We start from the raw sequence: 14,794 nt of genomic DNA on the forward strand, positions 1-14,794 counted from the left end.
GGACAACCGCGCTGCCGACGGGGTAGTGCGGACGCTGGGCTCCTTCCAGCAGTGGACAAGCCCGTATACAGACCAGCCGGGACCTCCCGGCAAGAAGTGAAGGCCAACCAGCATGGCCAGCGGCACCGTGAAGTGGTTCAACTCCGAAAAGGGCTTTGGGTTCATCGCCCAGGACGGCGGGGGACCGGACGTCTTCGCCCATTACTCCAACCATTTCCGGCAACGGCTACCGTGAGCTGGTGGGGGGAGCCGGTCACCTTCGACGTGCCCCAGGGCCAGAAGGGGCCCCAGGCTGAGAACATCGTCCGCGGCTGAACCGGCCGCACACCGTCCCGCACGTCCCCACTGTGCAGAGTGGCACCACCGACGCGGGGTGGAACGGGGTACAGCTGGACGGGGGACGCAGGTGCCACGGTACGGGGGCGTGCGGGAGGTGGCCAATCATCGGCCCGGCTGTCGGGATGTGCCCGTCAGGCCCTTGACCGGGTGGCGCTTCGACGGAGGATGGGGGAAGAGAGCGGGTCTGCGTGGTGAAGTGTGGGCCTGTGATAACTCCGACAGCAGGGAGCGTTTCTTCCGATGACCGCACAGCCCGCACGCCCTGAGCGCAGCGGTCCCGAGACCGCCTCGGTCATGGATGTCTCGCCGTTCAAGCCTCCTCTCGTCAAAGCGGTGTTCAGGGACGTGACCTCGATGCACGTCTCTCGGTCGGCCGCGTGGGCCGCCGCGTCGGTGACGCAGACAGTGCTGGCGGAGATCATCGACGGCGCGAGGAGAGCGGCGGCGGCGGAGGCCCGGAAGAAGCTGATTCCCGGAGACCTTCTCTCGGCGATCGACCGGAACGTCGAGCTTGAGGTGGGGGACAAGTGGTACGACCACAGCCCGACGTTTCGAGGCCTGACCGGTGTCCTGTACGACGCCGAGGGTGTCATCGTGCCCTCTCGTAAGCGCAGCAGGTCGCGCAAACCGAGTGCTGTGGTCGGCGCCCACAGGTTCGAGGCCGGGGTCAAGAAGCTGCTGTGGAGCCAGGGGGTGAGGGCCGTCCCGGCGATGGTCCGCGACCTGGACGGAATCGCGAGCGTGTTCCTGACGGACCTCGCCCGGGACGCGGCCATGGTCGTCCGCGAGGGCGGGGTCAAACGTTTCGGTACGGTCACCCCAGTGATGTCGGGCGAACCGGCCCCTCCCCCGTTCCTCAAGGATTCCCTCCGGGCTCTGTCCGCCCGCAGGGGGGACCGGCGGACCATCGGCAGGGATGACATCCTGGCCGCCACCACGATTCAGTTGTTCGGCGGCAACCTCAGGCAGCGAGCCCTCACCGAGGCACGCGAGGCGACACAGGACACTTCGGCCTGCTGAGCGGGTGCGACCAACATCGCCGCCTGCATCCTCATCTACTACCGCAGACTCGCCAAATGAGATGGCCTCTAATACTGCAACGGTGCTTGAGCTGATTGCTGGCCAGTTCAGGGGCTGTGTCCGCGTCTCTTGTAGTGGCTGATGCGGGCTTGGTGTTGTCGTCGCCGACGCCAGGTCGACCAGTGCCGGATGTGGTCGACCGGCGGTCGGTGAGGCGGGTGATCAGGCGTCGGATCTCGGCGAGGCCGTAGTGGATGAGCTGGGAGGATCCGTTTCCGCCTTCTCCGTGTCCAGCCGGCGGGCCGGCAGGACGGTCAGGCAGGCGTGGGCGGCCATGGCCAGGGTCATGTGGGGGGTGCCAGCCGGGATAACGGCGGAACTGGTAGTCGTCCAGGCCGCATTCCCGCTTCGCCGTCTGGAAGCATTCCGCGACCGCCCACCTGCGGCCGGCGATACGGATGAGGCCGTGGGCTCCCTCGCCGCAGGAACGGCGTTTCCACTTCTGCCGGGCAGACCGGGGAGCAGGTCGTGGACGGGGTGGTCGAGTGTCCAGCGGGTGACGACGGTGTCGTGGCGGGTGGTGGCCATGACGTGGAAGACGTCCGCCTGCTCCAGCTCGAACCTCCACCCTTTGCTGAAGCCGTAGGGGGCATCCGCGGTCATCCAGCCGAACGGGATGCCATCGGCGATGGCTTTGCGGACCATCGCCTTGGCCATCGCCACCTTCGTCTCGAACGTGACCTCGTCGCCGCTCATGTCCTATGGCAAGGCCGAAGTGTCTGAGTACGCCGCTGCGCTGGCTCGCGAGCACGGACTCATCTGCTTCGATCCGCAAGGAGAATGGCTCCGGCCGTGAGCTACCTCATTTTTCAGACTGCCCCCGCCCGTGCTCTGCTCACGATCTTGTGCCTGTGGCCGCAGGCGACCGCTTCCTCGCCGGTCGGTCCTCATCTGCCCGGGGAAAGAAGGCTTTCCAGGGGCGGTGGCAGTGGATACACGCGCTCCGCGGGGAACAGCCGCTGGGCTTTGGCGGCGTACCCGGTCTGTGTCGAGCAATTGTCAAGACCTGTGGATGGGAGCCGCACCGACCCAGCGGTGATAGGCCTCTACGTCGACGTTGCTGCCGCACACGATGGTGACCACGCGTCGGCCGACGAAGCGGTCACGGTCTTCGAGGATCGCCGCGATGCCGAGCGCGGCCGAAGGTTCGACGACGAGGCCGGCGTGGTCGAGGAGCATCCGCATACCGGCGATGATCGAGGTCTCCCGAACCAGGACGGCGTCGTCAGCGACCAGGAGGAGGTCGTCCAGGACGGCGGGGATGGGACGCCGGCCGGCGACGCCGTCAGCGATGGTGTCGGTCGAGTCGGTGGTGACGACACGTCGTTGGCGCCACGAGTGTGTCAGCGCCGGTGCGCCCAGCGGCTGGACGCAGATCACCTCGACTTCGGGTGCCAAGGCCTTCACCACATGACCCACGCCGGTGGCCAGCGCCCCGCCGCCGAGGGCAATCAGGACGGTGTCGAACGATGGCGCGGCGTCCACCAGTTCCAGGCCGATGGTCGCCGCGCCCTCGCAGGTCTCGATGTCCAGGCTGTCTTCGAGCAGCCGGATGCCGTCGCAGCGCGCGATGGCCGCCGCCCGCTCGCGAGCCATCTCGTGGTCGCCGTCCACCAGCTCCAGCCTGGCGTCCAACGCTCGGATGCGATCAAGCTTGGCCACCGTCGCAAAGCGGGATGCCACGACGGTGACGTCGAGCCCCCGGCCGCGACCGGACCAAGCGAGGGCTTGGCCAAGGTTGCCCGCGCTGGCGCACACCACGGCTCGCGAGCCGTTGTCGGCGAGCAGGCTCGCGACGACCTCGGTGCCGCGGGCCTTGAAACTGCGCACCGGGTTCGCCGTTTCGAGCTTGATGCTCACCGTGCATCCGAGGTCGGGCTCCAGCGCCTCGCAGCGGTACAGCGGCGTGTCGAGAAAAACCGGGTCGATCACCCGGCGAGCCGCCCGGATCCGAGCAGTGTCGAGGCGCGTCTCCTGCACGACACAGCAGCGTAGCGCCACCGGTGCTGTTCCATGAGTAACTGTCAAGAGTTGCAGGCCGGTTGAGATGTGTCACGCTGCGGCGGGTTCCTCAGGGCGTTCGACGAGGTGACCGTTCTGTCGGTCATTCCTCCACTGCTATGTCGCCGTAGTGTCGCGCGACCTCGTGGAACGCCTCCTTGGGGCTGCACGCACCGTCGCCTGTCACCGCCACGACCCCGAAGCCGGCCTTGTCGAGGTCGAGACGAGGATCGTCGTGATGCGGGAAGTCGGGCATGGCGAAGGTGAATACGAAGCAGCCGTGCACGCCCTCCGCGTTGTACTGGTCGATGAGTTCACCGAGGTAGCGGGCCTGGACGGCCTCGTCGCGGGGGTGGTCGCCGCGGATGCGCGGGGGCATGGCGAACCAGTTGGCGATCCAGAAGGAACCGGCTCCCCGTCGGTCGGCTCCGGTGAAGGCACCGCACCCGAACTCGGTGATGACGACGGGCCTGTCGTGGTCGCGAACCAGGTTGCGCAGGCGGTCCGCGTAGGTGGGGTGGTTGCGGCCGGAGCGGTAGAGGCTGACGCCGACCAGGTCGAACAGCGACCAGTCGACGTGTTCCCACCCGGCCGCGGAGTAGGTGACCGGCCCGCCGAAGCGGCGGCGCGCGGTGGTCACAGCGATGGTGAGCAGCCCGTGGAGCCGCCGGTCGATCCTGCGCCGCAACAGGCGGCGGAAACGCACGATGAGCTTCAAGCGCAGGAACGAGCGAGGTCCGGGGACGATGCCGGGCACGGTGTGGGAGAACTCGCTGCCGACCAGAAGCGTCACCCGGTCCGGGTGTTCCCGGCGAAGTTCTTCGGCCGCCTCGGCGACGGCGTCCAGGTGCTCCAGCAGCTTCGGCTGAGGAAGCTCGGGAACATGGGGCCGGAGGTAGACGCCGAGACCGGTCTCGAGGGCGGTGCGGGCGGCATCGATCAACCGCTTACCGTCCCCGATCAGCATCACCGTGGTGCAGTGCAGATCCCGGGCGATGACCTCCAGGTCCCGCCGCACGTCATCGGTACTCGCCTCGCCGACCAGGTAGGAGATTCCGCGGACGGTCAGCATGCGCTCGGTTCCTGTCGACGTAGACGATGGGCGGCCATGAAGAGAAGGGCGGCGACTCCACCGAGCATCGCGGCGTTGACCGCGTACTTCACCGTGAAATTCACGTTGTCGCCGAGCGGTTCGACCAGGAAGGACAGCCCGGCACGGACGACGAGGGCACTGCCCGCGGCGGCCAGTACGTGTCGGCGGCCCCAGCCCAGGCGGCGCGACCAGCGCAGCAGCAGCCAGCCCAGGACGACCATGGCGACGACGTTCACCGTCACCCCCACCCAGGTCGTCGGAAGCAGCTGATTGGCGCACCATGCGACCCCTGTGACACCGCCGACCAGCCACCACGACGGCACCTTCCCCGACGACGGGGCCCTCGCAGGCCGGGCGGTGAACGCGGCGACGATCAAGGCAACGGCGACCACTGCGGCGCCGATCAGCTGCGCCGGGCGGGCGGTGGAGTCCGCTGCCGTGTCGCTGAAGACCAGTGCGGCGCTCAGCGCCCACAGCAGCACCATGACGCCGACGCCGACCGGGCCCAGCCGCCGCCGGTTCCCGATGCGCGGGGCACAGGATTCGACCACCGCGATCGGAGCGGCGAAACTCCAGATCACATGCCCCCCGACGTAGTTCAGCAATCTCGCCGCATCAACCCCCAGGCCCGGAATGAGAGTGACCAGCGCCTGCGTCGCCCAGTCGGGGCCATCGGCGTCGACCTCATTGTCGAACAGGGTCTGGTCGATCAAGCCGGCCTGGATCACCCCGAAAGCCGCGCTCAGCAGCAGGATCGTCGGCCAGCCACGACCGGTGCGCCGAGTGATCTCGCGGATGAGCACGGCGACGGTTCCGTAGAGCGGCGCGAGGATGAGCAGGCCCGCCAGCAGTTCCAGCGGCCGACCAGTGCTTTCGCCGTAGCCGATGAGGTACTCCGCGCTGATCGGGGACAGCACCAGCAGGCCGGCCACGGCCGCCCAGCGGTGCCGAAACCGCGGCAGCGCGGCAGGAGCAGATGTTATGGGCATGAGCATCCTTCGGGCCGAGCCGTCATCGGTCCGGTCGACGCTAACCTCGCGCCTTCACGAAGTGGACTGTCCGGCACGTGATCAGGGTAGCGGGAAGTGCCTCTGAACAGCGAGAATGAGGATTGCTGAGGTTCTGGTTCCCGTACCAGGCGGAGACACGCTCCAGGTGAAGAAGCGCATCGGCCCCGGCAGTTGCTCGCCACCCTCGACGCCGAAGTCACGGCTCTGTGGTTTCGTACGGGAGAACGGGAGTCGTTCGTCGACTGCTTCGGGAGTCACCGCGCGGCCCTGTTCCATGATCAATGTCGAGTGGTTTGGGAGTCACTCACGGTCCGGTGAGCGGCCTCTGGACTCGAATTGAACCGTAACGAGGGGAAGGGTGAGTGACTGCAGTGGTCTTTTCGGAAGCGATGAAGGACTGGATCTACTGGGACCAGGCCGCATATGAGCTGGGGTTGAGCCTCGGTGCGCTCACGGCTGACGTTCCCTTCTCGAAGAGCAAGAGGATCTTCTGGGAAGACAACCCGGCTGGGCGAGCTCTCCACGCCACCCTCCTGACGCTTGTGGAAGCCGGCTTGCTGGAGTCGCGCGACGATGACGAGGAGTTCCGGTGGGCGTCCACCAAGTTCCTGAACGAGTTCGACGACTGAACTCCTGACCGGGTTGCCCCCGGACTGGTGAGCAGAAGACCCGGCGGAGGGTGCAGCCGCCGACCTGGTTGTAGCTGCTGACGACGTCGGCGGCGCGAGCCACAATGCTCGACCACTGGAGTCTGGGCGCACCGGTACAAGTACCCATCGAGTCAGTGGCGGGTGCCTCCCGAACTCGGGTTCTGGCACAACTTCTGTGACTGGGCACGCTGAGCAACAACTGGGGTGCTCCTGGGAGTCACAGGAAGCTGCCGGAGAACGAGCAGGATGGGGCCGACCGGATTTGAACCGGTGTCCTCCCACATGCGGTGAAGGCGCGACAACCACTGCGCTACGAGCCCCATCCCGTCCGGGATCGTACAAGCCTCAGCACCCCGCCGCCTCGAATATTCGAGGGCTAACGGAAACACTCAGCGTGACGGCTCCACAGAAGTTGTGCCAGAACCCGAACTCGTGAACATCGACTTGGCCGCCGTCAGAGCGCCTCCCGGGCTCAGAGCCAGCTCTGCGTACACGGCGGGCCAGAACAACGCCCTGGCCGAACTCCACTCGTCGTTCATACGATCCCGGCATGACGAATACGGCGTGGCGTGTCGCTCTCGGTGTGGTGGCTTCCAGCGCGTTCTTCTGGGGAGTCGCCGGGGCCGTTGACCTGGGACTGGAGCGAACCCGCAAGGGCTACGCCCTCCCTGATGGCGGTGGGTGGTACAACCTCGCCCTGTTTGCCGGATTCATCGTCGCCTACTTCAGCGTGGCCTCCCTCACCGATACGACCGCCGGTCGGCACGCGGCCCTGGTCCCGGCTGTGGGCGCCTGGTTCGGGGTCATCTCGTGCCTGCTCATGGGCCAGCAGACGCGGCACTGGGTCGCCGCCGCCGTTGTGGCACTGATCGGATCTGCCCTGCCGCTCATCGCTCACCGACGGAATCGCACGCGGCGCGCCGGGCTGGGTGTCGACGCACCAACCTAGCCTCTCGCTATCCCGAGCGTGGGTGCCCGAGGTTAGGTCAAATGAGCGAGGAGTGCCGCTGACCTGGGACGATGGGACTTGTCTAGGTCCTGTTCGTCGCAGAGAAAGCTGCACTCCTCAGATGAAGAAGCGTATCGGGTCGTACCCGCGTGTGCGTGTCGAGGGCGGCGGTCGCGGCGTGGTGGGGCAGGCCGGGTCTGTGCTGCTGGTGGAGACGGCTCGCAAGACTGGCCTGGATGTGGCGATATCGGTGGCCCTGGCACCGTGGCGCAAGCCGCGGGCAGTACACGATCCGGGCAAGATCCTGCTGGACGTGGCGCTCGCGGTCGCAATCGGCGGGGATTGCCTGGCCGACGTCGGCCTGCTGCGGGCTGAACCCGACGTGTTCGGGCCAGTTGCCTCCGACCCGACCGTCTCCCGTCTCATCGACACACTTGCCGCGGGCGGCAAGCACGCCTTGGCCGCGATCCGCGCTGCCCGCGCCGAAGTACGCGAGCACGTCTGGAAGTTGGCCGGCCAGGCGGCGCCGGACGCCGACGGTCAGGTGATCGTGGACATCGATGGGGTCCTCGTCATCGCGCACTCCGACAAGCAGGACGCTGCCGCGACCTGGAAGAAGACCTTCGGTCACCATCCGCTGATGGGGTTCGTCGACCACGGCCGAGGCGGCTCCCGCGAGCCGGTCATGGGCCTGCTGCGGCCCGGCAACGCTGGCTCCAACACCGCCGCCGACCACATCGAAGCCACAAAACTGGCCCTGGCCCAGTTGCCCAAGCGGCTCCGGCGGGGACGGCAGACCCTGATCCGCACCGACTCCGGCGGCGGCACCCACGAGTTCGTCGCCTGGCTCGCCCAGCGCGGGCGGTGGCTGTCGTACTCGGTCGGCATGACCATCACCGACGCCATCCACCAGGCCGTCCTGAAGGTCCCGGCCACGGCCTGGACCCCGGCCGTCGAGCCCGACGGCGACATCCGCGACGGCGCCTGGGTGGCCGAACTCGCCGGCGACTGCCTGACCGGCTGGCCGAAAGGTCTGCGGCTGATCGTGCGCAGGGAACGCCCGCACCCCGGCGCCCAGTTGCGTTTCACCGACGCCGACGGCATGCGGCTGACGTGCTTCGCCACCAACACGGCCGGCGAAGCGATCGCCGCCCTCGAGCTGCGCCACCGGCAGCGGGCCCGGGCCGAGGACCGCATCCGCGCCGCCCGCGCCACCGGCCTGCGCAACCTCCCCCTCCACGACGCCGCGCAGAATCAGATCTGGCTGGAGATCGTGCAGATCGCCCTCGACCTGCTGGCCTGGATGCCCCTGCTCGCCCTCACCGGCACCGCCCGGCTCTGGGAGCCCCGCCGCCTGCGGCTTCGGCTGTTCTCCACCGCCGGCCAGCTCGTCACCACCGGCCGCTGCCGCTACCTCCGCCTCGCCAAGCGCTGGCCCTGGACCGACGTGATCACCGACGCCCTGGACCGGCTCCACGCCCTCCCGAACCCCGGCTGACCAGCACCTTCCCATCCCTGCGAGCGGCGCCAACCCACCGGAGCCGTGGAACCCGGCGCCCACCCGACGCGACAGCCGGGCACTCAACCTGCCCAGACGCTGAAAATCCCCACCAACTCTCACCATAACGGGCCCATCAGCAAGCTGACGGGCCCTCATGAATGATCGAGGCTAAAGAGACAGCCAGGTCAGGCATCCGTCTTTCGTCCAAGAGCGCATGACTTCTGTCTAAAAGTGCGCGACCCTCCGGCCACACCGACTCCCACGCCGCTTTGCCGTACGGAATCCCACACCGTGCTCACGCATCAAAGCCAGGTAGGACATTCCCACACGGGCATCACGGCGGATCGCCGCGCACAGATCCAACTCGATGGCCGTGCTCGCCCTCTCGTCGCTCAGCGATTCGGTGTACGCGAGTCGGCTGAACCCGTCGACCGCCGAGTGGAGGTAGGCGTAGCCGGCGCGCCGGCCCTTCCGCTTCCGACGCTCGGCCGCCTTGGCCTGTTCGCTTCCGCGGCCGTGGACTTGCCAGCCGCCACCGGCGGGGATCGCCCGACACCTTCTTCACGCCGATGTGGACCATGTGCCCGGGCCTTCGGGCGGTGCCGTCGCGGCTCCCGGTTGGATTCACCCTCCGGGTCAAGGAACCGCCGATGATTGAGGCCGAGGGCAAGCAGGTGGCGCGAGACCGTGCGCCGGTTGATCGACAAGCCGTCTTCCCGCAGCTCGAAGGCGATCCGGGCGGCACCACTTGTGCCGGCGGCGCAGCGCCTCGGTCCGCGCCACGACGTCTGCGTTCGTTGCGGTCGGCCGGCGAGTAATTGTCAAGACCTGTGGATCAGTTGAGGTGGATCACGCTGCGAGGGTCTCGTCTCGTTCGACGAGGAGGCTGTTCTCGAAGCGGGCGCCGGCTCGGACGAGGGCGACGAGGTGCGGTGCGGTGACCGCTCGCCAGCGGGCCTGGGCGGACTCGACGAGTTTGAAGACCATCGCGAGGGCCGCGGCCGGGCTGCCGGCGCCGCGGGTGACCTTGGTCCGAAGCTTCACGGTGGAGAAGGTCGACTCGATCGGTTCCGGCAGTGTCCACGTCACAGCCCATGCCTTCCACCCAGCCCGCCCGTCGGCAAACCGAGTGCGCGCACGCACCCGACTTACCGGCCCGACCATGGCAGGTCAGCCCACTACAACAGCTCGCCGGGGGCTGTGTGCACGTCCAGGCAGCGCAGCCGGACACCGGGCTGCCCGGATCCCGTGTCGTACGGTCTGATGTCGCGGCCGCCCACCGTCCGCATCGGAGCTCACCGAACCCGGCGGTGCCGCCGGTACGGCCGAAAGATCTGAACCAATACCGGGAATCAGGCCGCGACGAGCTCCTGCTCGCGGTCCGGCGCCTTGACCTTGGGCTTCTTGTTCGGCAGCGAGAGCCGGAAGACCTTGTGCCACGCGGAGAACACCTGCTTGGGCAGCGGCCCGGTGACGTACTCCAGCTCGTACTTTTCGAACAGCGCGCGCACCTTCACCGCGACCTCGGCGTACCGGTTGCTCGGCAGGTCCGGGAACAGGTGGTGCTCGATCTGGTGCGACAGGTTGCCGGTCATGAAGTGCATGGCCCTGCTGCCGCTGATGTTCGCCGAACCCATCATCTGGCGCAGGTACCACTGGCCGCGCGTCTCGCCCTTGATCGACCGGCGCTCGAAGACCTGTACGCCCTCGGGGAAGTGCCCGCACATGATCACCGAGTGGGTCCAGAGGTTGCGGACCAGGTTCGCGGTGAACGTGGCGGCGAGCGTGGGGAGGAAGGAGGGGCCCGACAGCAGCGGGTGGATCACGTAGTCCTTGAGCACCTGCTTGCGGATCTTGCGGCCCACGGCCTTGGCCCGCGCGCGGAACTCCGGGTTCTTGCGGCGGCGCTTGTGCAGGTTCTTGCCGAGCTCCAGGTCGTACGCTGCGATGCCGTACTCGAAGAAGCAGGCGTTGATGAAGTTCCACAGCGGCTGGCCGAGGTGGAACGGGTGCCACTTCTGGTCCTCGTCGACGCGCATGATGCCGTAGCCGAGGTCGTTGTCCTTGCCGATCACGTTGGTGTACGTGTGGTGCAGCTCGTTGTGGGAGTGCTTCCACTGGTCGGCCGGCGAGACGTGATCCCACTCCCAGGTGGTGGAGTGGATCTTCGGGTCTCGCATCCAGTCCCACTGGCCGTGCAGGATGTTGTGGCCGATCTCCATGTTGTCCATGATCTTCGCCACGGACAGACCGGCGGTGCCGAGCAGCCACGCGGGCGGGAAGATCGAGAACAGCAGCACGCCCCTGCTGACCAGCTCGAGCTTGCGCTGCGCCGAGATGACCTTGCGGATGTAGGCGGCGTCCTTCTCGCCGCGGCTGGCGATCACCTCGTCGCGGATCGCGTCCAGCTCGCGGCCGAGCTCCTCGATCTGCTCCGCGGTCAGGTGGGCGGTGGGGTCGATGGCGGTCAAGGTGTTCCTACCGTTCGATGTCGCAGGGGCCCGCCGCGGCGGACACGCAGGTCTGGATGAGGACGCCCGGCTCGGCCTCGGTGATCTCACCGGTGCGCAGGTCGCGGACGGCGCCCGCCTTGAGCGGCGTGACGCAGCCGAAGCAGATGCCCATGCGGCACCCGGAGGGCATGAGCACGCCGGCCTCCTCGCCGATGTCCAGCAACGGTGTCGCGCCGTCCGCGTCGACCCTCTTGCCGGTGGCGCTGAAGGTGACCTCGCCGCCGTCGCCGGCTACGACGATGCTGGGACGGAAGCGTTCGGTGTGCAGGCGCTCTTGGACGCCGTGCTCGGCCCAGTGCTCTTCGGCGGCGTCGAGCAGGCCCGCGGGCCCACAGGCCCAGGTCTCGCGCTCGGCCCAGTCGGGCACGAGTTCGTCGAGACGGGCGATGTCGAGCATGCCGTCGGTGTCGGTGTGCACTTCGGTGAGCCACAGCTTCTTGTCCGCGACCAGGTCGTGCAGTTCGTTGCGGAAGATCACGTCGTGCGGCTGCGGCGCGCAGTGGACCATGACGACGTCGTCGAATTCGGTGTCGCGCAGCATGCCCATCACGGGCGTGATGCCGCTGCCGGCCGTCAGGTAGAGCACCTTGGCGGGCGTGGCCTGCGGCAGCACGAAGTCACCGGTCGCCTGGTCGAGCTGGATCAGCGTGCCCGGTTTCGCCCTGCGGACCAGGTGGTTGCTGACCTTGCCGTCCGGGATCGCCTTCACCGTGATCGTGACGCGGCCGTCCTGCCGGTTTGTCGGCGAGGTGAGCGAGTAGGCACGCCACAGGCGCACCCCGTCGACGTCGACTCCGATCCGCACGTACTGACCGGCTGTGTGGCCGCGCCAGCCCCGTCCCGGTCTGATCACGATGGTCGCGGCGTCCCCCGTCTCGGGGTGCACGGCCTCGATGCGCCCCCGCAGGTCAGCGCCCGCGCGCAACGGGCTGACCAGGTCGAGGTAGTCAGACGGCAGCAGCGGCGTCGTGACCATCTCCAGTAGTTTCCACGCCCTGCTGCGGAGGGCTGTACTCGTCATGGCTCCAGCTTGCTGCGCCTCAGGGCGTAAAGTCCTGACCGCAGGACGTAAATCTGGTCGGCTGAATTGTTCGCAGGGAATAAATTATGAGCCATGTGATCCGGAGGGCCAGCGAACTGGCCCTGGATGAGACGACGATCACGGCACTTCGGGCTGCGCTGAAGGCCACCGCCGACGAGGTCGTCCAGGCGATCATCGACGAGGTCCCTCCCTACGCCAACGCCCTCTCGGGCCACATGGGCGCCACCATCCGCCGAGCCGTCCGCACCGCCCTGGGGCACTACCTGGACCTCGCGAGCGGGAACGCCACAGGCGGCGACGGCGGTGACGCGGCCTACGAGCTGGGCCGCGGCGAGGTCCGCGACGGCCGTTCGATGGACGCCCTGCTCAGCGCCTACCGCGTCGGTGCCCGCGTGGCCTGGCGATGCCTGGCAGCGGGGGCCGTACCCGCAGGTCTGCCCGCCGCCGAGGTCGCCAAGTTCGCGGAGCTGACCTTCGCCTACATCGACGAGCTCTCCGCCGCGAGCGCCGCGGGCCACGCCGACGAACTGGCCGCCCGGGGCAGGGATCACGAGCGCCACCTGGAGCACCTGGCTCGCGACCTCCTCGCCGGTGCGAGCCCGGACGTGCTGCTGGTCTCTGCTCAACGGGCCGGGTGGCAGCCTCCGGTCTCGCTGACCGCGGTCCTGCTGCCCGCCGCCCAGGCCCGGCCTGCCTACCGCACGCTCGACCCGAGCACCCTCGTCCTCGACGATCTGCCGGACGCCACCGGTGTGCTGCTCGTCCCCGATGCCGACCGATCACATCTCTTGCGGCAGCTGACCGACCGCACCGCCGTGGTCGGCCCGGCCCGGCCATGGGCTCGTGCGTCCGCCTCGTACGCACGAGCCGTACGCGCACGCTCCCTCTCCTGTGATATTCGCGACACCGAGGACCACCTGCCCGAGCTGGTGCTGAGCGCCGACGTGGACGCATTCGCAGACCTGCGTGCCCGAGCCCTCGCACCGTTGCGGACCTTGCCTGTGGCGACCGCACGGCGGCTGGAGGAGACGTTGCGGGCGTGGCTGCTGCACCAGGGCAGGCGGGACGAGGTGGCGGCGGCGTTGTTCGTCCATCCCCAGACAGTCCGGTACCGGATGTCGCAGCTGCGGGAGCTGTTTCCGGATCTCGCATCGCCACACCGGGTCCTTGAACTGACGCTGGCGGTCGGTCTTCGGGGCAGCTGACGCGTACTTCGACCGTCCACGACCGCGTCCGCGAGCGGTCCAGGAACCCAGCTGGAACCGCTCTTCCTGGCCTACCGGGACACGGAGCCGGCGACCGCGCAGTTGATGGAGCGTGTCACCCGCCGGGCGCCCGTCACAGTCGGGAGCGCTGTGACCGGCATCGCCATTGTCGGTGCGGGCCCCACGTCGGGCCTGGCCATCGCTCGCACCTTCGGCTCCCAGGGCTACGACGTCGCCCTGATCTCGCGAAGCCGCACCAAGCTCGACGATCTCGTTGGCACACTCACCGCCGTGGGCATCACCGCCGCCGCGTTTCCGGCGGACGTATTGGACCGTGACGCCCTCACCCGGGCCCTGAAGGACGCCGCACAGTTCGGTGGGATCGACGTCCTGGAATACCCCCCGGTCGGCACCTTCGGCTCCACCGCGCTGACCACTCCTGCCGACACCGAACCGTCCCATGTGCAGCACGAGATCGAGTTCCAGCGCTACGGAGCCATCGCCGCGACCAAGGAAGTTCTGCCGACGATGCGGGAGGCCGGCACGGGCACCCTGCTCTACACCACCGGCGCCGGTTCCATCGACCCTGTTCCACAGGTCGGCAATGTCAACGCTGCCGGGGCGGCGCTCCGTAACTGGGCGATCAACCCGCACAAGGAGCTGGACGGTACCGGCATCCAGGCCGCCCATGTTGGCATCGACGTGTCGATCGGCACCCCGGCCCTCCCCGGGTTCCCGACAGCCCAGCCCGAAGAGATTTCCCCCGTCTACTGGGACCTGCACACCACGAAACGCGATCAGGCCGAGCTCGTCTTCAAGGGCTGAGACCGCCCAGGCTCCCTCATCGAGCCCCCATCGCGCCGCGGTGTTTCGGCCGCGGCGCGACCCCAACAGAAGACTCCGCTCCGCTGAACGTGTTCCTACGGGTCCTGCAGGGTCTGCTGGCCGCGACGTGCGCGGCCTCCGGCGTCCTCAAGACCACCAAGTCCCGTGAACAGCTCAGCCCACGGCTGCCCTGGGTGAACGATGTCCCGGCCGCGGTCGTGCGCCTAGTCGGCCTGGCCGAGTTCGCCGCAGCCCCCGGGCTGGTCCCCCCGGCGGCCCTCGACATCGCCACCGTGCTCGTACCGCTGGCATGTTGGGCGGTCGGGCGGGCCTACGGCTGGTGGATGCTGCGGCGGCGCCTGGCCCGCGACTGTGAAACTGTTCCCGCCCGTTCCGAAGCCGTGGTCCAGATTGCCCTGACCGGCACCGGCCGCTGCCTCTGGTGACCTGGGGGGGGGGGGGGGGGGGGGGGGGGGGGGGGGGGGGGGGCGGTGCGGGGCGGGGGGTGGGGGGGGGGGGGGGGCACGGGCCTGGCGGGTCCGGGGGGCCTTGTGGTCCCCTCGGTCCTGGTCGTTTTCTAGGGCGA

General features: G+C 68.4%; 12 protein-coding genes, 1 tRNA gene and 4 pseudogenes. 8 read left to right on the forward strand and 9 right to left on the reverse strand.

Going from position 1 to position 14,794, the window contains the following annotated elements; translation table 11 throughout:
• Positions 1-112 precede the first annotated feature (112 nt).
• Together ACZ6D7_RS42490 and ACZ6D7_RS42495 are read left to right on the forward strand one after the other, a co-directional pair.
• Positions 113-315, forward strand: a pseudogene (locus ACZ6D7_RS42490) (cold-shock protein).
• 264 nt (positions 316-579) lie between these two features.
• Positions 580-1,359 carry a hypothetical protein gene (locus ACZ6D7_RS42495; RefSeq protein WP_469503034.1) on the forward strand — a complete coding sequence of 260 codons (780 nt, stop codon included), beginning with the start codon at positions 580-582 and terminating at the stop codon, positions 1,357-1,359.
• A gap of 222 nt (positions 1,360-1,581) precedes the next feature.
• Here ACZ6D7_RS42495 and ACZ6D7_RS42500 read toward each other — a convergent pair.
• The 4 genes and pseudogenes from ACZ6D7_RS42500 to ACZ6D7_RS42515 all read right to left on the reverse strand — a co-directional run.
• Positions 1,582-2,106, reverse strand: a pseudogene (locus tag ACZ6D7_RS42500) (transposase); the annotation flags it as partial.
• Between the two features lie 312 nt (positions 2,107-2,418).
• A complete protein-coding gene (locus ACZ6D7_RS42505; RefSeq protein WP_469503036.1) occupies positions 2,419-3,399 on the reverse strand; it encodes a threonine ammonia-lyase in 981 nt (326 codons plus the stop codon).
• 124 nt (positions 3,400-3,523) lie between these two features.
• Positions 3,524-4,492: a hypothetical protein gene (locus ACZ6D7_RS42510; protein ID WP_469503039.1), complete on the reverse strand. Its 969-nt coding sequence runs from the start codon at positions 4,490-4,492 to the stop codon at positions 3,524-3,526.
• The gene (locus ACZ6D7_RS42515; protein ID WP_469503040.1) at positions 4,486-5,445 is read right to left on the reverse strand and encodes a hypothetical protein; all 960 of its coding nucleotides are present in this window, start codon (positions 5,443-5,445) and stop codon (positions 4,486-4,488) included. The genes ACZ6D7_RS42510 and ACZ6D7_RS42515 overlap by 7 nt, the downstream gene beginning before the upstream one ends.
• Before the next feature lie 440 nt (positions 5,446-5,885).
• On the opposite strand from ACZ6D7_RS42515, the gene ACZ6D7_RS42520 reads away from it, so the two are divergent.
• The gene (locus ACZ6D7_RS42520) at positions 5,886-6,152 is read left to right on the forward strand and encodes a hypothetical protein (protein ID WP_469503043.1); all 267 of its coding nucleotides are present in this window, start codon (positions 5,886-5,888) and stop codon (positions 6,150-6,152) included.
• A gap of 268 nt (positions 6,153-6,420) precedes the next feature.
• Here ACZ6D7_RS42520 and ACZ6D7_RS42525 read toward each other — a convergent pair.
• Positions 6,421-6,494 (reverse strand) — tRNA-Ala (locus tag ACZ6D7_RS42525).
• 229 nt (positions 6,495-6,723) lie between these two features.
• Between ACZ6D7_RS42525 and ACZ6D7_RS42530 the strand changes: the two genes are divergently transcribed.
• On the forward strand, positions 6,724-7,122 hold the full coding sequence (locus ACZ6D7_RS42530; RefSeq protein WP_469503046.1) for a hypothetical protein: 399 nt from the start codon (positions 6,724-6,726) through the stop codon (positions 7,120-7,122).
• A 121-nt stretch (positions 7,123-7,243) separates the two neighbouring features.
• Positions 7,244-8,620 carry an IS1380 family transposase gene (locus tag ACZ6D7_RS42535; RefSeq protein ID WP_469503047.1) on the forward strand — a complete coding sequence of 459 codons (1,377 nt, stop codon included), beginning with the start codon at positions 7,244-7,246 and terminating at the stop codon, positions 8,618-8,620.
• A gap of 369 nt (positions 8,621-8,989) precedes the next feature.
• Here the strand turns inward: ACZ6D7_RS42535 and ACZ6D7_RS42540 are convergent.
• The 4 genes and pseudogenes from ACZ6D7_RS42540 to ACZ6D7_RS42555 form a co-directional block, all read right to left on the reverse strand.
• A pseudogene (locus ACZ6D7_RS42540) lies at positions 8,990-9,433 on the reverse strand (transposase family protein); the annotation flags it as partial.
• A gap of 39 nt (positions 9,434-9,472) precedes the next feature.
• Positions 9,473-9,691 (reverse strand): annotated as a pseudogene (locus tag ACZ6D7_RS42545) (IS256 family transposase); the annotation flags it as partial.
• Positions 9,692-9,975: 284 nt separating this feature from the next.
• Positions 9,976-11,094, reverse strand: coding sequence for a fatty acid desaturase family protein (locus ACZ6D7_RS42550; protein ID WP_469503050.1), 1,119 nt, complete (start codon positions 11,092-11,094; stop codon positions 9,976-9,978).
• A gap of 7 nt (positions 11,095-11,101) precedes the next feature.
• Positions 11,102-12,157, reverse strand: coding sequence for a ferredoxin reductase (locus tag ACZ6D7_RS42555; RefSeq protein WP_469503053.1), 1,056 nt, complete (start codon positions 12,155-12,157; stop codon positions 11,102-11,104).
• A gap of 86 nt (positions 12,158-12,243) precedes the next feature.
• Between ACZ6D7_RS42555 and ACZ6D7_RS42560 the strand changes: the two genes are divergently transcribed.
• The 3 genes from ACZ6D7_RS42560 (at position 12,244) to ACZ6D7_RS42570 (ending at position 14,654) form a co-directional block, all read left to right on the forward strand.
• Positions 12,244-13,383, forward strand: a complete 1,140-nt coding sequence (locus tag ACZ6D7_RS42560; RefSeq protein ID WP_469503055.1) for a PucR-like N-terminal domain-containing protein — start codon at positions 12,244-12,246, stop codon at positions 13,381-13,383.
• A gap of 150 nt (positions 13,384-13,533) precedes the next feature.
• Positions 13,534-14,208: an SDR family NAD(P)-dependent oxidoreductase gene (locus ACZ6D7_RS42565; protein ID WP_469503058.1), complete on the forward strand. Its 675-nt coding sequence runs from the start codon at positions 13,534-13,536 to the stop codon at positions 14,206-14,208.
• A gap of 89 nt (positions 14,209-14,297) precedes the next feature.
• A complete protein-coding gene (locus ACZ6D7_RS42570) occupies positions 14,298-14,654 on the forward strand; it encodes a DoxX family protein (protein WP_469503061.1) in 357 nt (118 codons plus the stop codon).
• Positions 14,655-14,794: the final 140 nt, after the last annotated feature.

The organism is Streptomyces sp. NPDC041784 (assembly GCF_055591025.1).

Excerpts from the sequence above, each read along its gene's own strand:
- ACZ6D7_RS42555 (WP_469503053.1), bottom strand. The coding sequence starts at position 12,157 with ATGACGAGTACAGCCCTCCGCAGCAGGGCGTGGAAACTACTGGAGATG.
- ACZ6D7_RS42510 (WP_469503039.1), bottom strand. The coding sequence starts at position 4,492 with ATGCTGACCGTCCGCGGAATCTCCTACCTGGTCGGCGAGGCGAGTACC.
- ACZ6D7_RS42495 (WP_469503034.1), top strand. The coding sequence starts at position 580 with ATGACCGCACAGCCCGCACGCCCTGAGCGCAGCGGTCCCGAGACCGCC.
- ACZ6D7_RS42535 (WP_469503047.1), top strand. The coding sequence starts at position 7,244 with ATGAAGAAGCGTATCGGGTCGTACCCGCGTGTGCGTGTCGAGGGCGGC.
- ACZ6D7_RS42530 (WP_469503046.1), top strand. The coding sequence starts at position 6,724 with ATGACGAATACGGCGTGGCGTGTCGCTCTCGGTGTGGTGGCTTCCAGC.
- ACZ6D7_RS42560 (WP_469503055.1), top strand. The coding sequence starts at position 12,244 with ATGAGCCATGTGATCCGGAGGGCCAGCGAACTGGCCCTGGATGAGACG.